17 protein-coding genes are annotated in these 18904 nt (G+C 62.7%); 11 read left to right on the forward strand and 6 right to left on the reverse strand.

Features of this window, described 5'->3' with window-relative positions; all coding sequences use genetic code 11:
• The first annotated feature begins 26 nt into the window (after positions 1-26).
• From NKI50_RS13335 to NKI50_RS13375, 9 genes are all read left to right on the forward strand, one after another.
• Complete coding sequence (locus NKI50_RS13335) at positions 27-2321, forward strand: bifunctional salicylyl-CoA 5-hydroxylase/oxidoreductase (RefSeq protein ID WP_352493742.1); 2295 nt, start codon at positions 27-29, stop codon at positions 2319-2321.
• Positions 2318-3091: an SDR family NAD(P)-dependent oxidoreductase gene (locus NKI50_RS13340; protein WP_352716787.1), complete on the forward strand. Its 774-nt coding sequence runs from the start codon at positions 2318-2320 to the stop codon at positions 3089-3091. The genes NKI50_RS13335 and NKI50_RS13340 overlap by 4 nt, the downstream gene beginning before the upstream one ends.
• On the forward strand, positions 3085-3564 hold the full coding sequence (locus tag NKI50_RS13345) for a MarR family winged helix-turn-helix transcriptional regulator (RefSeq protein WP_352716789.1): 480 nt from the start codon (positions 3085-3087) through the stop codon (positions 3562-3564). The genes NKI50_RS13340 and NKI50_RS13345 overlap by 7 nt, the downstream gene beginning before the upstream one ends.
• The gene (locus tag NKI50_RS13350; RefSeq protein ID WP_352716792.1) at positions 3552-4364 is read left to right on the forward strand and encodes an enoyl-CoA hydratase family protein; all 813 of its coding nucleotides are present in this window, start codon (positions 3552-3554) and stop codon (positions 4362-4364) included. The genes NKI50_RS13345 and NKI50_RS13350 overlap by 13 nt, the downstream gene beginning before the upstream one ends.
• Positions 4365-4595: 231 nt before the next feature.
• Entirely contained in the window at positions 4596-5744 is a 1149-nt protein-coding gene (locus tag NKI50_RS13355; RefSeq protein WP_352483285.1) for an acyl-CoA dehydrogenase family protein, read from the forward strand.
• A gap of 75 nt (positions 5745-5819) precedes the next feature.
• Positions 5820-6215, forward strand: coding sequence for a RidA family protein (locus NKI50_RS13360; RefSeq protein WP_352483286.1), 396 nt, complete (start codon positions 5820-5822; stop codon positions 6213-6215).
• 177 nt (positions 6216-6392) lie between these two features.
• Positions 6393-7184 carry an ABC transporter substrate-binding protein gene (locus tag NKI50_RS13365; RefSeq protein ID WP_023717874.1) on the forward strand — a complete coding sequence of 264 codons (792 nt, stop codon included), beginning with the start codon at positions 6393-6395 and terminating at the stop codon, positions 7182-7184.
• Between the two features lie 109 nt (positions 7185-7293).
• Positions 7294-7968, forward strand: coding sequence for an amino acid ABC transporter permease (locus tag NKI50_RS13370; protein WP_023717875.1), 675 nt, complete (start codon positions 7294-7296; stop codon positions 7966-7968).
• A 30-nt stretch (positions 7969-7998) separates the two neighbouring features.
• On the forward strand, positions 7999-9291 hold the full coding sequence (locus tag NKI50_RS13375; protein WP_352716795.1) for a cysteine desulfurase-like protein: 1293 nt from the start codon (positions 7999-8001) through the stop codon (positions 9289-9291).
• On the opposite strand, the gene NKI50_RS13380 is transcribed toward NKI50_RS13375, so the two are convergent.
• Positions 9222-10094 carry an NAD(P)H-dependent oxidoreductase gene (locus tag NKI50_RS13380; protein WP_352716797.1) on the reverse strand — a complete coding sequence of 291 codons (873 nt, stop codon included), beginning with the start codon at positions 10092-10094 and terminating at the stop codon, positions 9222-9224. The genes NKI50_RS13375 and NKI50_RS13380 overlap by 70 nt on opposite strands.
• A gap of 93 nt (positions 10095-10187) precedes the next feature.
• On the opposite strand from NKI50_RS13380, the gene NKI50_RS13385 reads away from it, so the two are divergent.
• Positions 10188-11108, forward strand: a complete 921-nt coding sequence (locus NKI50_RS13385) for a LysR family transcriptional regulator (protein WP_023717878.1) — start codon at positions 10188-10190, stop codon at positions 11106-11108.
• A 22-nt stretch (positions 11109-11130) separates the two neighbouring features.
• Here the strand turns inward: NKI50_RS13385 and NKI50_RS13390 are convergent, their stop codons facing one another.
• Genes NKI50_RS13390 through NKI50_RS13410 form a run of 5 tightly spaced genes read right to left on the reverse strand, consistent with a single transcriptional unit; the run spans position 11131 to position 16415 of the window.
• On the reverse strand, positions 11131-11961 hold the full coding sequence (locus NKI50_RS13390) for a dipeptide ABC transporter ATP-binding protein (RefSeq protein ID WP_352716799.1): 831 nt from the start codon (positions 11959-11961) through the stop codon (positions 11131-11133).
• Positions 11958-12833 carry an ABC transporter ATP-binding protein gene (locus NKI50_RS13395; protein WP_352493740.1) on the reverse strand — a complete coding sequence of 292 codons (876 nt, stop codon included), beginning with the start codon at positions 12831-12833 and terminating at the stop codon, positions 11958-11960. The genes NKI50_RS13390 and NKI50_RS13395 overlap by 4 nt, the downstream gene beginning before the upstream one ends.
• A 4-nt stretch (positions 12834-12837) precedes the next feature.
• Positions 12838-13755, reverse strand: a complete 918-nt coding sequence (locus NKI50_RS13400) for an ABC transporter permease subunit (protein ID WP_352716801.1) — start codon at positions 13753-13755, stop codon at positions 12838-12840.
• Between the two features lies 1 nt (position 13756).
• Positions 13757-14764: an ABC transporter permease subunit gene (locus tag NKI50_RS13405; protein WP_023676822.1), complete on the reverse strand. Its 1008-nt coding sequence runs from the start codon at positions 14762-14764 to the stop codon at positions 13757-13759.
• Between the two features lie 58 nt (positions 14765-14822).
• Positions 14823-16415, reverse strand: a complete 1593-nt coding sequence (locus tag NKI50_RS13410; protein ID WP_023717882.1) for an ABC transporter substrate-binding protein — start codon at positions 16413-16415, stop codon at positions 14823-14825.
• Between the two features lie 478 nt (positions 16416-16893).
• Between NKI50_RS13410 and NKI50_RS13415 the strand changes: the two genes are divergently transcribed.
• Complete coding sequence (locus tag NKI50_RS13415; RefSeq protein ID WP_023717883.1) at positions 16894-18855, forward strand: long-chain fatty acid--CoA ligase; 1962 nt, start codon at positions 16894-16896, stop codon at positions 18853-18855.
• Positions 18856-18904: the final 49 nt, after the last annotated feature.

Raw genomic sequence — 18904 nt, forward strand, 5'->3', positions numbered from 1 at the left:
AACAGAAGCGAAGAGGAGATCGCACGATGAAAGTTGCGGTTCTCGGCGGCGGACCAGCCGGCCTCTACTTTGCCATCTCGATGAAGCTCCGGGATGCGGCGCATGAGGTGACGGTGTTCGAGCGCAACCGTGCCGACGATACGTTCGGCTGGGGCGTCGTGCTGTCGGCCGAAACGCTGGAGAACCTGACCAGGAACGACCCGGTCAGCGCCGTCTGGATCCGCAAGCATTTTGCCTATTGGGACGATATCGCCGTTATCCATGACGGCGTGCGCACGGTCTCGACCGGTCACGGGTTTTGCGGCATCGGCCGCAAGCGGCTGCTCACGCTGCTGCAGCGGCGGGCGCGCGAACTCGGCGTCAAGCTGGTCTTCGAGACCGACATCGCCGATCCCAAGCCATATATGGAGACGCACGATCTGGTCGTCGCCGCCGATGGGCTGAACTCGAAAGCGCGGGGCGCCTTCGTCGACGTGTTCAAGCCCGATATCGATGTCCGCAAATGCAAGTTCGTCTGGCTCGGCACCCGTCAGAAATTCGACGACGCCTTCACCTTCATCTTCGAGAAAACCGAACATGGCTGGGTCTGGGCGCATGCCTACCAGTTCGACAGCGATACCGCGACCTTCATCGTCGAATGCAGCGAGCAGACCTGGCAACGCTTCGGCTTCGGCGCGATGTCTCAGCAGGAATCGATTGCCGTCTGCGAGCGCATCTTTGCCCGCCATCTCGGCGGCCACGCGCTGATGACCAATGCCAATCATATCCGCGGCTCGGCCTGGATCAATTTCCCGCGCGTCTTGTGCGAACGCTGGTCCTACAAGAACCTGGCGCTGATGGGCGACGCGGCGGCGAGCGCGCATTTCTCGATCGGGTCCGGCACCAAGCTGGCGCTGGAAAGCGCGGTGGCGCTGGCCGATTATGTCGAGTCCGAGCCGGACCTCGAGGCAGCCTTCCGCAAATATGAGGACGCCCGCCGCACCGAAGTGCTGAAGCTGCAGTCGGCGGCACGCAATTCGCTCGAATGGTTCGAGGAGGTCGAGCGCTATCTCGGCCTCGATCCGGTGCAGTTCAATTATTCGCTGCTGACACGTTCGCAGCGCATCAGTCACGAGAATTTGCGGCTGCGCGATGCCGAATGGCTGGCCGGCGCCGAGGAATGGTTCCAACGTCAGGCCGGTGCCGGCGGCAACAGTCTGCGTCGCGCGCCGATGTTTGCGCCGTTCCGGCTGCGCGACATGGCGCTGCAGAACCGTATCGTCGTCTCGCCGATGGCGCAGTACAAGGCGGTCGACGGCTGTCCGACCGACTGGCATTTCGCCCACTATGCCGAACGGGCCAAGGGCGGTGCCGCTCTCCTCTACATCGAGATGACCTGTGTCAGCCCGGAAGGCCGCATCACGCCAGGCTGCCCCGGTTTCTATGCGCCCGAGCATGAGGTCGCCTGGAAGCGGCTGGTCGAGTTCGTCCATGCCGAAACCGAAGCCAAAATCTGTGCGCAGATCGGCCATTCCGGCGCCAAGGGATCGACCCGGCTCGGCTGGCAGGGAACCGACGTGCCGCTGACCTCGGGCAATTGGCCCGTCATGGCGGCATCTTCCGTGCCGTGGTCGCCGCAGAACCAGGTGCCGAAGGCGATGGACCGCGCCGACATGGATACGGTGCGCGAGCAGTTCGTCGCTTCGGCCGAGATGGCGGCGCGCTGCGGCTTCGACATGCTCGAAATCCACGCCGCGCACGGCTATCTCCTGTCCTCCTTCATCACACCCTTGACCAACCGGCGCACCGACTCCTATGGCGGCTCGTTGGAAAACCGCATGCGCTATCCCTTGGAAATCTTTCATGCGGTGCGCGCCGTATGGCCGGCTGAAAAGCCGATCTCGATGCGCATCTCCGCCAATGACTGGCTCGGCATCGAGGGCGTGACGCCGGCCGATGCGGTCGAGATCGCGCGGCAGCTGCATGAAGCCGGAGTCGACATCTGCGACGTGTCGGCCGGCCAGACTTCGGCCGTGGCAAGACCGGTCTATGGCCGCATGTTCCAGACGCCATTTTCCGACCGCATCCGCAACGAAGTCGGCATGGCGACCATGGCGGTCGGCAATATCTACGAGCCGGACCATGTCAACTCGATCCTGATGGCCGGCCGCGCCGACCTCGTCGCACTGGCAAGGCCGCATCTTGCCGATCCCTACTGGACGCTGCATGCGGCGGTCACGCTTGGCGATCGCGGCGTCAAATGGCCGGATCCCTATCTGCCCGGCCGCGACCAACTCTACCGGCTGGCCGAGCGCGAAGCGGCGGCGGGGTTGAAAGTATGAGTTCCGCCGCAGCGATTTCAGGGCGACATGCGCTGGTCACCGGCGGCGGCTCCGGCGTCGGCCGGGCGATCGCGCTGGCGCTGGCCGGCGCAGGCATCGATGTGACCATCTGTGGCCGGCGCGTGGAGCCGCTTGCCGAGGTCGCCGCTCAGAACAAGCGCATCTTCGCCATTGCCGCCGACGTCACCGACGAGGCATCGATGGCGTCGCTCTACGAGGACGCGGAAGCGGCACGCGGACCGTTAGACGTCGTCGTTGCCAATGCCGGCATGTCCGGCAGCGCCTCGGCGCAGCGGACCTCGCTGGCAGACTGGCAGCGCACGCTCGACGTCAACTTGACCGGTGTGTTCCTGACGGTGAAGCCGGCGCTGGCCGGCATGGCCGCGCGCAAGACGGGCCGTATCATCTTCATCGCTTCCACCGCCGGACTGAAAGGCTATCCCTATGTTGCAGCTTATGTCGCAGCCAAGCATGGCGTCGTCGGTCTGATGCGGGCACTCGCCGTCGAGACCGCGAAGTCCGGCGTGACCGTAAATGCGGTGTGCCCGGGTTTCGTCGAAACCGAAATGCTGGAAGGCGCCGTTCGGCGCATCCTCGAAACGACCGGCCGCTCGGCCGAGCAGGCGCGGACAAGCCTTGCCGAGACCAACCCGCAAGGCCGCTTCATCCAGCCAGAGGAAATTGCAGCCGCCGTGCTCTATCTGTGTAGCGACGCCGCCGGGTCGATCACCGGACAAACGATTTCGATCTCCGGAGGTGAGACATGGTAGCCGGTCCCCTGCCCGCCCCGTCCGGACCCGGCAAGGACCGCCTGCGGCTGTGGATACGCTTGCTGCGCGCCTCGCGCACCATCGAGGCCGAGCTGCGCGAACGCTTGCGGCAAGAATTCAACACAACGCTGCCACGCTTCGACGTGATGGCCGCGCTCTACAGGGCGCCCGAGGGCATGCTGATGAGCGACCTGTCGCGCTTCCTGCTAGTGTCCAACGGCAATGTCACGGGCATCATCGACCGGCTGGTCTCGGAAGGGCTGGTGATGCGAGCCCGACGCAATGGCGACCGCCGCACCTCGATGGTACGGCTGACGGAAGAGGGATCGAAGACTTTCGCCGTGATCGCCGCCGCGCATGAAAAATGGGTCGGCGAATTGCTGGGCAATGTGAGCGAGGACGAGGCGCGCCGGCTGACCGGCATGCTGACCTCCTTCCGCAGCAATTGGGAGGGACGGGAATGGCAAAGATAGCCGGCCGCAAGCCGAAGCATTTCCTCTGGCAGGTTGAAGGCAAAATCGCAAAGATCCGGCTTGACCGGCCGGAGCGCAAGAACCCGCTGACCTTCGACAGCTATGCCGAATTGCGCGACACTTTTCGCGATCTCGTCTATGCCGACGACGTCGATGCGGTGGTGTTCCTTCCCAATGGCGGCAATTTCTGCTCGGGCGGCGATGTCCACGAAATCATCGGCCCACTGGTCAAGATGGACATGAAGGCGCTGCTCGCCTTCACTCGCATGACCGGCGATTTCGTCAAGGCGATGCTGAATTGCGGCAAGCCGATTATTGCGGCGGTCGACGGCGTGGCGGTCGGCGCCGGCGCGATTATCGCCATGGCCTCCGACATCCGCATCGCCACGCCACAGGCAAAAACGGCTTTCCTGTTCAGCCGCGTCGGCCTTGCCGGCTGCGACATGGGCGCCTGCGCGATCCTGCCGCGCATCATTGGCCAGGGTCGCGCCGCCGAACTGCTCTATACCGGCCGCACGATGAGCGCCGAGGAAGGCGAGCGCTGGGGCTTCTACAATCGGCTGGTCGATGCCGCAACGCTCGAGGCCGACGCGCTCGACATGGCCGCGCGCATCGTTTCCGGCCCAACCTTCGCCCATGGCATGACCAAGACGCAGCTGAACCAGGAGTGGTCGATGGGCCTCGACCAGGCTATCGAGGCGGAAGCGCAGGCGCAGGCGATCAGCATGCAGACCCGCGATTTCGAACGGGCCTACAAGGCTTTCGTCGCCAAGGAGAAGCCGGTGTTCGAGGGGGATTGAGGATGATCGCTTCCATGGGCACGCTGGCAAGACAGCACCCCCCTCTGGCCTGCCGGCCATCTCCCCCTCAAGGGGGGAGATTGGATGTCAGGCCCGCTTTCGCCAATCTCCAACATCGCCGGGAGAGCAGTGGCAGCGAAGCCGCCAATCTCCCCCCTAGAGGGGGAGATGTCCGGCAGGACAGAGGGGGGCGCCGTGGAGCGCCAGCGCCGGAGAACTGTGGAGGCAGAAATGCCTGACCGTTCCTTCCTCACCTGGCCGTTTTTCGAGGACCATCACCGCGAGTTGGCAGAGCGGCTGGAGGCATGGTGCGCCAAGAACCTGCCGGTCGCGCATGACGATGTCGACGCAGCCTGCCGCGAGCTGGTGGCCAAGCTCGGCCGGGATGGCTGGCTGAAACCGACAGCGCTCGACACCGAAAACCCTGCAGCACTCGACGTGCGCACATTGTGCCTCACGCGCGAAACGCTGGCCCGGCATGACGGGCTGGCCGATTTCGCCTTCGCCATGCAAGGGCTCGGCACCGGCGCGCTCAGCCTGTTCGGCACGCCAGACCAGCAGCACTGGCTGGGGAAGACACGGGCCGGCAAGGCGATTTCGGCTTTCGCACTGTCGGAGGCGCGTTCGGGCTCGGACGTTGCCAATATGGAAATGACGGCCACGCGTGACGGCGATAGCTATATCCTATCCGGCGAAAAAACCTGGATCTCCAACGGCGGTATCGCTGACTTTTATGTTGTCTTTGTCCGTACTGGCGAAGCGCCCGGTGCCAAGGGGCTTTCGGCGTTCATCGTGCCGGCCGAGACAAAGGGCCTGACCATCGCCGAGCGGCTGGAGGTGATCGCGCCGCACCCGCTCGCCCGGCTGTCTTTCGACAATGCCCGCGTTCCAGCCTCGGCGCTGATCGGCAAACCCGGTGATGGTTTTCGCATCGCCATGTCGGTGCTCGACGTGTTCCGTTCGACGGTCGGGGCAGCTGCGCTCGGCTTTGCCCGGCGCGCGCTGGACGAAAGCATCAAAAGAGTGGCCGAGCGCAGGCTGTTCGGTGCAGCGATGGCCGAGCTGCAGATGGTGCAGGGCCACATCGCCGAGATGGCGCTGGATGTCGATGCCGCCGCCTTGTTGGTCTACCGCGCCGCCTGGACCAAGGACATGGGGACCGCCCGTGTCACCCGCGAAGCGGCGATGGCCAAGCTGTTCGCCACCGACAAGGCGCAGGAGGTGATCGACAGGGCTGTGCAGCTGCATGGCGGCGACGGCGTCCGCAGGGGCCATATCGTCGAAAGACTGTATCGCGAGATCCGGGCACTGCGCATCTACGAGGGAGCGTCGGACGTGCAGAAGGTGGTGATTGCACGGCAAGTGATGGGAGCGGCCTGAGACCGGAGTTTGTGTGGAAGAATTGATTGTCTTTGAGTTTTGAGCGACCGGATTTGAGCATTGGGAGGCTTTGATATGCACACCATCCTGCAGCCGGAAGGCTGGGCGAAACCCGTCGGCTACGCCAATGGCGTCGCCGCGCGTGGGCAGCTTGTCTTCGTCGGCGGGCAGGTCGGCTGGAACGGGCAGGGCCGCTTCGAGACCGACGATCTTGTCGGCCAGGTGAAGCAGACGCTGGCCAATATTGTCGCCGTGCTCGCCGAGGCCGGCGCCAAGCCGCAGCATATCACCTCGATGACCTGGTACTTTACCGACAAGGCGGAATATTTGGCCAATCTCAAGGGGATCGGCGAGGTCTATCGCGAGGTGATCGGCCGGCATTTTCCGGCGATGGCCGCCATGCAGGTGATGGCGTTGGTCGAGGATCGCGCCAAGGTTGAGATCCAGGCCACGGCGGTTATTCCGGACTGATGGCAGCACGCGGCAATTTTTTAAGCTTAAAACTTTCGCCTTGAAAAGCGCGGTACTTTGGATAGCATCCGATGTCTTACGACTGCCGTGCCGGGAGGGCTTTCCGGCAGTCCGGTTACTTGGCGTATCAAAACCGTGCGGGGCCAACCCGTCCGATCACAACCAGAGGGAACGAAAATGAACTTCACCCGTCGCAACCTGCTTCTTGTTGCTGCCGCCATCGGCATCGCCGGCGGCCCGGCCTATGCCGAAGGCACGCTGAATGTCGGCGCCTATCCGACCAATCCGCCTTTTGAATACAAGAACGAGAGCGGTACATTCGAGGGTTTCGAAGTCGACATCATCAACGAAGCGGCAAAGCGTATCGGCATGACCACTGACATCGCCGACCTCGGTTTCCAGGCGCTGTTCGCCGCCACCACCTCTAAGCGCATCGACGTCGCCATTTCGTCGATCACCATCACGCCGGAGCGGCTGAAGTCGCAGTCGTTCACGCAACCCTACTATGATTCCGACATGGGCATCGCCGCGAAGGCCGATAGCCCAATCAAGGCCGAGGCCGACCTCAAGGGCAAGATCGTCGGCGTGCTGTCCGGCTCGACCGGCGAAACCTGGGTCAAGGCGCACCAGGAAGCGGACGGGTTCAGTGACGTCAAGGGCTACGACACGCAGCAGAATTTGCTGCTCGATCTCAGCTCCGGCCGCGTCGATGCGGCGGTCAGCGATATTCCGGGCCTGGAATATTCTTTCACCAGGATGAAGGATCTCGCCGTAAAAGAGCGCATCAAGACCGGCGAGCAGTACGGCCTGATGATGACCAAGGACCACCCGTTGCTCGGCAAGCTGAACGACGCGCTGACCGCGATGAAGACGGATGGCACGCTGGCCGCGATCCACAAGAAATGGTTCGGCAGCGACGCACCGGCCGATTCCTCGACCGTCAAGGAAATGCCTATGCCGAAGGCCTGAGCGGCAGTTCGCGCTTAAATGTCGTGCCGGCTTTCGGTGCCGGCACGATTTCGGATTTCGGGCTCGGGCTCGAGCGTCGCGGGACGCCAAACGTTTCGGGAATGCTGCGATGTCGCTGCTGGACACCTTCTTCAACGCCGACGTCATGATCTCCAGCCTGCCGGCACTGCTGCGCGGCTTCCTGAACACGCTGCTGCTCGGAATCATGAGCATCGGCATCGGTATTCCCGTCGGCCTCGCGATCAGCCTGGTACGGCTCTATGCGCCAAAGCCGCTTCGGCTGCTGGCTGTCGGCTACATCGACATTTTCCGGGCGATGCCGGTGCTGGTCGTGCTGATCCTGATCTACTATGCGCTGCCGTTTCTCGGCATACGCCTGTCGTCTTGGACTTCCGCGGTGATGGCGTTCGCCATCATCATGGCGGCCTATTCGGCCGAGGTGTTCCGCTCCGGCATAGAAAGCATTCCGCGCGGCCAGTTCGAGGCGGCGCAGGCGCTCGGCCTGCCGTTCTTGCTGACCTTGCGCAAGGTAGTGCTGCCGCAGGCGATCCGCGTCGTCATTCCACCGATGACCAGCAACTGCGTTTCGATGTTCAAGGACACCTCGCTCGCCTCCACCGTGGCGCTGCCCGAACTGCTGAAGGAAGCGACCAACGCGCAATCGCTCTATGCCAACCCCTCACCGCTGATCGGCGCCGCGCTGGTCTATCTCATCTTTCTCTGGCCGATGGTCCGTCTCGTCAGCCTCCTTGAACGCCGATTTCAAACCGAAAAGACCCGCTGAATCTGTCAGCGCACTTCGCAGGAGACGACCTTGAACCAGCATCAGATTTCGAAAACGGGCGATGCCGCAGCTTTCCCGGTCGAGACGATCCGCGCCATGTTTCCCGCCTTGCAGCAGGCCGGCGACTTCATCTTCATGGACAATGCCGCCGGCGCGCAGATCCCGCAAAGTGTGCTCGACGCGGTCACCAACCATTTGGTCGCGCATAATGTGCAGCGCGGCGGCCGCTACGGCCGCAGCGTCACCGTCGATCAAGCCGTCGCCGGCGCGCGCGAAAGCGTGGCCTTGCTGATCAACGCCACCAACCCGGCGGAGATCTGTTTCGGCATGAACGCCACTTCGTTCATCCGCCTGGTCAGCCTCGGCATCGGCCAGATGCTTTCTGAGCGACCAAACGGGGAGCGTGACGAGATCGTCATCACCGACATGGATCACGATGCCAATATCGCGACGTGGCTGGCGCTGGCACCCGCCGGCGCCAAGTTCAAATGGTGGCGGATGCGCGAGGACGGCAATCTGCATGTCGACGATTTGCGCCCGCTGGTCTCCGAGCGCACCCGCCTCGTGGCCTGCACGGTGACGGCGCATTCGATCGGCTCGATCGTCGACGTTGCTTCAGTGGCTGGGATCGCGCATGCGGCAGGCGCCGAAGTGTTCCTCGACTGCGTGCATTACGGCCCGCACGGGCTGATCGATGTGCAGGCATGGGACTGCGACTATCTGGTCTGCTCCGGCTACAAGAATTTCTCGCCGCATATGGGCTTCCTGTGGGGCCGCTTCGAAACGCTGAAGCGTCTGCCGACCTTCCGCGAGGACTTCATTCCCGACGAGCCGCCCTATAAGATCGAGGCCGGCACCTTCATCTACGAGAACGTCTCCGGCATGGATGCCGCGGTGCGCTATCTCGAATCGATCGGCCGCAATTTCGCTCCAGCCAATAACCGATCGCGCCGCGACAACATCGTCGCCGGTATGAATGCCATTCGCGATTACGAGCAGGTGCTGGCGCGCGAAATGCTGGCGGTGCTCAAAGATTGCGGCGCGACGATCTACGGCGTGGCCGAAGAGGCACGCCTCCGCGAGCGCGTGCCGACCTTCTGCTTCAACATCGGCACGCTGTCGCCGCAGAGGATCGTCCAGGAGATGGCCGAGATGCAGATCGGCATTCGCGACGGCCACATGTATGCGCCGCGCCTGATGAAGCGGCTCAACCTCAGCATGGACAGCGGCGCCGTCCGCGCCTCGCTGGTGCATTACAATACGATCGAGGAAGTCCGGCGCTTCGGCGAGGCGCTTCGCACCATCATTGCCCGGCTGTCCTGATCGGGCTGGCCGGCGGCGCCGGCGCGATCCTCGTGAAGGGCGAAGGCGGTCGCACCCGGGTTCTCCAAGCCGGGGCGCAACTGCATGCTTGGGATCAGGTAATCGCCGCCATTCTGCTGCCGATAAGGAATGGGCTGGATTGTCTCGAGCGTCCGCATCCTTTCGCGCAGTCGCTCCGCGACAGGCTCGAAATCGGCCTCCCCGAAACGGTCCACCCTGTAGACCACGAACGGCGGAAGCACGTCGTAGCCCGGATAGTATAGAATCCCGTGGTTGATCGGGAACAGCAGGTCGTCGATCGGGCCGTTGACGCCGCGGGCGGAATAATGCTCCTCCCAGCCGCCGGTGGTAACGATTAGCATCGCGCGCTTGCCGGCGAGCGTTCCCTCGCCAAAGCGGTCACCCCACCTCTTATCGCTGTGCTCGCCGACGCCATAGGCGAAGCCGTAGGCATACACCCGATCGACCCAGCCCTTGAGGATCGCCGGCATGGCGTACCACCACAGGGGAAACTGGAGGATCAGGGTGTCGGCCCATAGCAGCTTGTCGATCTCCGCTTTGACGTCATCGGTCAGAGTGCCGCTCGCAAAAGCTTTTTTGGAGGCGCCGGCCGGCAGGAAGCGTGCTTCGGGCGGCCACGACGGAAAGTCGGCACGGTCCACCTCGGATTTCCAGCCATCGGCATAGAGGTCAGACACCCGCACCTCGTGGCCTTGGGTCTCGAGCTCCCTGATGGCGACGTCACGCAGTGCGCCGTTGAGCGAATTCGGTTCAGGATGAGCAAAAACAAGCAGGACTTTCATGGGTCTACTCCGAAGAAGGACGATAGACACCAAAGGTAGCCAGCCGTCGGCTAATCCACTATATGTCGGAAATGTATAAGATAATGCCGAATAATGGATAAATCGGACGTCACCCTCGAGCGCATGCGCACCTTCGTTCGCGTCGCCGAGCGCGGCAGCCTCTCGGCGGTGGCGCGCGAGCTCGGAGTTGGTCAGTCGACGGTCACGCGGCATCTGCGGGAGCTCGAGGAGGCCGTCGGCGTGCCCTTGCTCAGCAGGACCACCCGGCGTGTCACGATGACCGATGAAGGCAGCCGTTACTATGCCGACAGCGTCCAGATCCTGCGCCTCGTTGAGCAGGCCGGCGATGAGGCGCGAGGCACGCGCGGCGCATCGGCTGGCACGATCCGGATATCCTGCACGGCGGCGCTCGGCGTCTTGCACGTCAGCCGGCTGATCTTCGCCTTTCAGGACCGTTATCCCGACATCGGCATCGATCTCAGCCTAACCGACGAGCGCATCGACCTTGTGCGGGAGGGCGTCGACATCGCGCTTCGCCTCGGTCCGCTCACCGACAGCTCGATGAAGCTGCGGGCGCTCGGTCAGTCCCGGCGTCTGCTGGTGGCGGCGCCGGCCTATCTGGCGGCCCGGGGCAGACCGGCTGTCCCGCAGGATCTGCCTGGCCATGAAGGCATTCGGATGTCGAACATCGCGGGAAGCGACACGCTCGCCCTGCAGGGGCCGGGCGGCGAGCGCTTTGCGGTGCCCTTTGGCGGCCGATTTCGGGTCGACCATGGGCTTGCTGCGCGCAAAGCCCTTGTCGCCGGACGCGGTATCGCACCCGCCCACCACTGGCTTGTCGACGATCTTCTGGCGGCCGGCCGGCTGGAAATTATCCTGCCGGGCTATTTTCCGCCTCCCGTCCCGCTGAGCATGCTGATCGTTCCGGAGCGTGCGGGCATTGCCCGGGTGCGGCTACTGGTCGACTTTCTCGCCGAGCAGATCTCCGGCATTCCGGGGATCGAGAAGCGGTAGCCGGCCGGCAAACCTCGCCGGATCAGGCGGCCTTCTTTTTCGCCAATCTTGCCTTGATGCTGGCGACGTCGGCACGCGGCGTCGCCGCGAACAGCGTCCTGGTATAGCTGTGCTTGGGGTCGGAGAAGACCTCGTCGCGCGAGCCGTATTCGACCGCTTCGCCGAAATACATCACCATCACATCGTCGGCGATATAGCGCACCACCGACAGGTCGTGGCTGATGAAAACATAGGTCAGTTGAAACTCATCCTGGAGGTCGGCGAGCAGGTTCAGAACCTGCGCCTGCACCGAAAGATCAAGTGCCGAGACCGGCTCGTCCAGCACCAGGAGGCTGGGGTTGAGCATCAGCGCGCGGGCAATGGCGATGCGCTGGCGCTGGCCGCCCGAAAACATATGCGGGTAGCGATTGTAGTGCTCGGGGCCGAGACCGACCTTTTTCAGCATCTTCATGGCGAGATCGCGCCGCTCGCCGGCCGTGCTGTCGGTGTTGATGAGCAGCGGTTCGCCAAGCACGTCGCCGATCTTCTGGCGTGGATTGAGCGAACCATAGGGGTTCTGGAAGACAATCTGCACCTTGCGGCGCATTTCCTTCGACAGGCCGTCCCTCGCGATGTCTACCTTCTTGCCGTCGATGAAAAGCTCGCCGGAGGTCGCCGGGTCGATCAGGGTGATGATGCGGGCGAGCGTTGACTTGCCGCAGCCGCTCTCGCCGACGATGGCCAGCGTCTTGCCCTTGTCGACGCTGAACGAAACACCCTTGACCGCGTGAACCGTACGGGAGGGGCGGAAAAGCCCGCCGCCGACATGATAGTCGCGCACGATGTTCTTGCCTTCGACTACCGTCACGCTCATGTGGCGGTTCCTCCCGCGGATCGGGCTGCGACTACAGATGGGGCCGGCTCGAACAGCATGTCGGAAACAGTAGGCAACCGGTCGCCGACGGCGTTTTCCGGCAGCGCCGACAGGAGCGCGCGCGTGTAATTGCTCTTGGGGGATTCGAACAGCGACAGCACGTCGGCCTCTTCCATCTTGCGGCCCTTGTATTGGACGATGACACGGTCGGCGGTCTCGGCAACCACCCCCATATTGTGGGTGATCATGATCAGGCCCATGCCGTATTTGGCCTGCAGGCCGACCAGCAGATCGAGGATCTGCTTCTGGATGGTGACGTCGAGGGCCGTGGTTGGCTCGTCGGCGATCAAAAGCTTGGGATTGCAGGCGATGGCGATGGCGATCATGACGCGCTGGCACTGGCCGCCCGACATCTGGTGCGGGAAGGAGCCCAGCCGTTCCTCAGGGTCGGCGATGCCGACCAACTTCATCAGTTCGATGGCGCGTGCCCGGCGCTGGGCGCGGTCCATGCCCATGTGAAAGCGCAGCACCTCCTCAATCTGGAAGCCGACGGTAAAGCACGGGTTGAGGCTGGCGACCGGCTCCTGGAAGATCATCGAGATGTCCTTGCCGACAATCTTGCGCCGCTCGGACGGGCCGAGCTTAAGCAGGTCGATGCCGTCGAAGGCCATGCGGTCCGCCCTCACCGTCGCCGTGTTGGGCAAAAGCCCCATCACTGCCAGCATTGCCACTGATTTTCCGGAACCGGATTCGCCGACGATCGCCAACACCTCGCGCGGTTCGACCGACAGGTCGATGCCTTGTACCGCCATGAATGGTCCAGCGGCGGTGTCGAAGGAAACGGTCAGGTTCTTGATCTCGAGAAGAGGCATTGGATTATGACCTCTTCAGCTTGGGATCGAAGGCATCGCGCAGACCATCGCCGATCAGATTGATGGCAAGCACAGTGATCAGAATGGCAAGGCCGGGGAAGGTCACTACCCAAGGCGCGCGCAGGATGAACTCGCGCGCCGAGGCGAGCATCGTGCCCCATTCCGGCGTCGGCGGCTGCGCACCGACACCGAGGAAGCCGAGCGCCGCAGCCTCGAGAATGGCGTTGGAGAAGGACAGGGTGGCCTGCACGATCAGCGGTGCCAGGCAGTTCGGCAAGATCGTCCTCACCATCAAGCGAAGATGACCGGCACCAGCCACCTTGGCGGAGATGACATATTCGCGGTTCTTTTCGGCCATCACGGCGGCGCGGGTGAGACGCGCAAAATGCGGCTGCAGCACCAGCGCGATCGCCAGCATGGCGTTGAACAGCCCGGGGCCGAGGATCGCCACCAGCACCAGCGCCAGAAGCAGCGACGGGAAGGCCAGGATAATATCCATGATGCGCATGATCAGCGTGTCGACCCAGCCGCGGAAATAGCCGGCGAGCACGCCAAGCACGATGCCGCTGGTGAGCGAGAAGACGACCACCACCAGGCCGATGAACAGCGAGAAACGCGCCCCGAAAATCAACCGCGAAAGCATGTCGCGGCCGACCGCATCGGTGCCGAGCAGGAACATCGATTTGCCGCCTTGCTGCCAGGCAGGGGGCGCCAGCAGCGCATCGCGAAACTGCTCGTCGGGCGGATGCGGCGCGACGAACGGCGCAAAGACCGCCACCAGCACCAACGCCGAAAACACGACAAGGCCGATGACCGCGCCGGTGTTCATCGAGAAGTAGTGCCAGAACTCGGCGAAGGTGCGTTGCCTGCCGCCTGTCGGGATGGAGGCAGCGGTGGCTTCGGCGGCGGATTCGTCGGTCATCTCACTGCACCCGGATGCGCGGATTGATGACGGCGTAGAGCACGTCGACGATCAGGTTCACCGCCATGACGATCAGCGCGATGATCAGCAATCCGCTCTGAACGACGACATAGTCGCGCTTGCCGATGGCGTCGATCATCCATTTGCCGATGCCGGGCCAGGAAAAAATGGTTTCGGTAAGAATGGCGCCCGCCATCAACGTGCCGACCTGCAGTCCGATGGTGGTGACCACCGGAATCAGCGCGTTGCGAAAAGCGTGCAGCCCGATGACACGGCGCGGCGCCAGGCCCTTGGCGCGCGCGGTGCGGACATAGTCCTCGCCCAGCACCTCAAGCATCGCCGAGCGAGTCTGGCGCGCTATGACGGCAAGCGGGATCGTCGCCAGCACGATGGACGGCAGGATCAAATGGCTGACGGCGGATTTGAAAGCGCCGCTCCTGCCGGAGATCAGGCTGTCGATGAGCATGAACCCGGTCGTCGGCCTGAAGAAATACTGCAGGCCGATGCGGCCGGAAACCGGCGTCCAGCCGAGATAACCGGAGAAGAAGATGATGAGCAGCAACCCCCACCAGAAGATCGGCATCGAATAGCCGGTCAGCGCGACACCCATCGTCGCCTGGTCGAACCACGAGCCGCGCTTGACCGCCGCGAAGATACCGGCAGGAATGCCGAGCAGGACGGCGATGATCAACGCCACCGTCGCCAGTTCCAGCGTGGCTGGAAACAGCGCCTGGAATTCGCCGAGCACTGGCCGCTTGGTGGCAATCGATATGCCGAAATCGCCGGTCAGGACCCTGCCGATATATTCCAGGTACTGGATGACATAAGGCCGGTTGTAGCCAAACTGCTCGATGAGCTGGGCGTAGCGTTCGGGGCTGACGCCGCGCTCGCCGGCCAGGGCCAGAATGGGATCGCCGGGCAGAAGCCGGACGAAAGCGAACGCCGCCAGCGATATGCCGAACACGGTCGGGATGATCAAAGCGAGCTTGTGGAGGAGATAACGGAGCATCTTGCTTCATAGAACGGCGGCGCAGGAAGTCCAGCGCCGCCGTTCAATTTCTCAGGACTTATTCGGTGACGTCGACGCCGTCAAACCGATGAATGCCGAGCGGGTCCATAACGAAGCCCGACACCTTCTTGTTCATCGGCATGAAGACCTTGGAGTGGGCGATGGTCAGCCACGGAGCCTCACGCTTGAACACCACCTGAGCTTCCTCGTAGATCTTGGTGCGCTCGGCCACGTCCGTCGTCGCCTTGCCTTTTTTCAGCAGGGCTTCGAATTCCTGGTTGCACCAGATCGCATAATTGGACTGGCCGATGGCATCGCAACCGAGCAGGAAAAAGAAGTTGTCCGGATCGCCATTGTCACCGGTCCAGCCCAGTTGGAAGGCGCCGTCGCGATCCTTAGCTTTGCCGCGCTGGCGATACTCCGTCCATTCGTAGCTGACGATCTCCGCCTTGACGCCGACGGCGGCATAGTCGGCCTGGATCAACTCGGCGACGCGCTGGGCGTTCGGGTTGTAGGGGCGGCTGACCGGCATAGCCCAGATCTTCATCGACAGATCCTTGACGCCTGCATCGGCCAGCATCTTCTTGGCCGCCTCCGGATCGTAGGGATCGTCCTTGATGTCCTTGTTATAGGACCACATGGTCGGCGGGATCGGGTTGATGGCCGGCGCGCCGGCGCCCTGATAGACCGCGTCGATGATCGCCTTCTTGTTTACCGCCATGTTGAGGGCCTTGCGGACCTCGACTTTGTCGAAGGGCGGCAGCGTCGTGTTGTAGGCGAGATAGCCGATGTTCAGGCCTTCCTGCTCGTCGACTTTGAGGTTCGCGTCACCCTGCAGCCCGGCAATGTCGGCCGGCGCCGGGTATGACATGATATCGCACTCGCCTGCCTTCAGCTTCTGCGCGCGCACGGCCGGATCGGGCGTGATGGCGAAGATCAGATCGTCGATCTTCTGGCGGCCGCCAAAGTAGCCGTCCCATGCCGCATAGCGTACGACCGCATCGACCTGATAGTCGACAAATTGGAACGGACCAGTGCCGACCGGCTTCTGGGTGAACTGCTGCCTGGTGCCGGCCTTGTCGAGCTGGTCGGCATATTCCTTGGAAACGATCGAAGCGAAATCCATGCCGAGGTCCGGCAGGAAGGCGACTTCAGGCTTGTTCAGCACGAACTTCACCGTCAGATCGTCGACCTTGACGATTTCCTTCAGGAGATCGGGAAAGCCCATGCCGGTGAAATACTCCCAGCCGGTGCCTTCCAGGTAGCTGTACCAGGGGCTTTCTTTCTTCCACTGGCGTTCGAAGGAAAAGATCACGTCGTCGGCGTTGAGGTCGCGCGTGGGCGTGAAATAATCCGTCGTCTGGAATTTCACACCCGGGCGAAGCTTGAAGGTGTATTCGAGACCGTCGTCGGAAACCGTCCAGCTCTCCGCCAGGCCGGGCGAGATGGTGGTCTTGCCATGCTCGAACTCGACCAGGCGCGAATAGATGGTGCGCGACGAAGCGTCGAAGTCGTTGCCGCCGCTCCATGGCGACGGGTCGAAGCCGGCCGGCGATGCCTCCGAGCAATAGACCAGTTGTTTTGCATTGGCCATGCCGCCGAGGACGCTTGCAGCCAGCAACGCGGCTGCAAAAGTCAGTTTCTTTTTCATTGAGCACTCCCTGATGTTCTTCCAAGCCCCTCTATCAGGCTCGCGAAGGCCGCATATAAGCACCGTTTTTCTGGCTTTGGAACTGCTTGTTTGCCTAACCCACGGGAAGCAGAAAAAAATTCCGGCATGCGGCGAATTGTGGAAAAAACGAGCCAAATCCGCAGATCACGACATTATTAGCGACTTCAATTTTTTGTTGATCGGCGATGCCGCCAATTCGGGGAATCGAGCCGTTCGGTTCAAGAGATGCGCGTCCGAAAACCGGTCGCGGCCGAGAGCTTTGACGGCAAGTCTTGCCGCACTACCAGGTGGGCGAGGCTTGCACGGCCGCTGCTAGTGGCAATACATAGATAGATGGACAGCGTGGTGGATTCCCCAGGCTCCGGACATTGCGGCAAGCGTGGGATACCTTTGTTTGTCAGGGGCGGCGGTGGCACTCAAGCGTGCCGAACAATAAGAACGATTGAGGGAGCGACAGGTGGCGAAACCGGCAAAGACAACAACCGCGGCGAAAGCAAAGGCCGAGGCAATATCGAAAGCGGTCAAGCCAAAAGCGGCCGCCGCCAAGCCGAAGACTACCGCGAAGGCAAGTGCGAAGCCGGCGACGAAGATCACGGCTGGAAAGACTGCCAAGCCGGCAGCCGGCAAGGCGGCGCCTGCCGCAAAGTACCCCACCGTCAAGCCGGCGGCGAAGGCAGTGCCAGCGCCCAAACAGGCGGCAGCTTCAGCCAGAAGATTGCCGAAGGCGATCACCTCGCTGACCGCCGGCCTGCCTGAAAAACCGTGGCTCCAGAGTTACCCAAAGATCGTGCCGGCCGAGATCGGCGCCCTGCCCTCCAGCTCGATCGGTGACTTTCTCGTCGCCGCCTGCAAGCAGTTTGCGAACCGGCCGGCCTTCGTCTGCATGGGCAAATCGATCACCTATGCCGATCTCGAGCGACAGTCGGCTGCGTTTGGCGCCTATCTGCAATCAAAGGGGTTGCAGAAGGGTGCACGTGTCGCGCTGATGATGCCGAACGTGCTGCAATATCCGGTGGCGATGATGGCGGTGCTTCGCGCCGGCTATGTCGTGGTGAACATCAATCCGCTCTACACGCCGCGCGAGCTTGAGCACCAGCTCAAGGATTCCGGCGCTCAAGCCATTGTCATCCTCGAAAATTTCGCCTGCACCTTGCAGGCGGTGATCGCCAGGACCGCGGTCAAGCATGTCGTGGTCGCCACGATGGGCGACATGCTCGGCGGGCTCAAGGGAACGATCGTCAACTTCGTCGTGCGCCGCGTCAAGAAGATGGTGCCGGCATGGTCGCTGCCCGGCCATGTCAAATTCAACGCCGCATTGAAGGCCGGCGCCGGCGTGACCTTCAAATCCGCCGAGGTCGTGGCCGGCGACATCGCCTTCCTGCAATATACGGGCGGTACGACCGGCATCTCCAAGGGCGCGATGCTTTTGCACAGCAATGTCTTGGCGAACGTCGCGCAGAACGCGCTCTGGGTCGAAGACGCCTACACGGTCAAGCCGAAACCGGCGCATATGAACTTCCTCTGCGCGCTGCCCCTCTATCATATCTTTGCGCTCACAGTGAACGCGATGATGGGAATGCAGCAGGGCGCGCAGAACGTGCTCATCCCCAATCCGCGCGACATTCCCGGCTTCGTCAAGGAGCTGCAGAAATACCCGATCCACATCTTTCCTGGCCTCAACACGCTGTTCAATGCGCTGCTCAATAATGAGGATTTTCGCAGGCTCGACTTCAAGCCGCTGATCCTGACGCTGGGTGGCGGCATGGCAGTGCAGAAGGGCATCGCAGAGCGCTGGAAGGCGCTGACCGGCTGCCCGATCAGCGAGGCCTACGGACTCTCCGAAACCTCGCCGGGGGCGACCGCCAACAAATTCAGCGACGGAGTCTACACCGGCACGATCGGGCTGCCGCTGCCCTCGACCGAGATCGCCATCCGCGACGACGATGGCAACAATTTGCCGCTCGGCGAGGTCGGCGAAATCTGCATCCGCGGACCGCAGGTGATGGCCGGCTACTGGAACCGGCCGGACGAGACCGCCAAGGTGATGACCGAGGACGGCTTCTTCAAATCGGGCGACATGGGCTTCATGGACGAGCGCGGCTACACCAAGATCGTCGACCGCAAGAAGGACATGATCCTGGTTTCCGGCTTCAACGTCTACCCGAACGAACTCGAGGAGGTGGTGGCGCAGCATCCGGGCGTACTCGAGGTGGCGGCAATCGGCGTGCCGGACGAGCATTCGGGTGAAGTGCCAAAGCTGTTCGTCGTCAAAAAGGACCCGGCACTGACCGCCGAGATGCTGACGGCTTATTGCCGCGAGAACCTGACCGGCTACAAGCGCCCCAGATATATCGAGTTCCGCACCGAACTGCCGAAGACACCGGTCGGCAAGATCCTGCGACGAGCGTTGCGGGGCTAGGCGCAGCTTGAGCGATTGCATCGTCGGCTCTAACGCCGTGGATATAGGT

It is taken from the genome of Mesorhizobium sp. M0563 (assembly GCF_040321065.1).
Classification (GTDB): Bacteria; Pseudomonadota; Alphaproteobacteria; order Rhizobiales; family Rhizobiaceae; genus Mesorhizobium.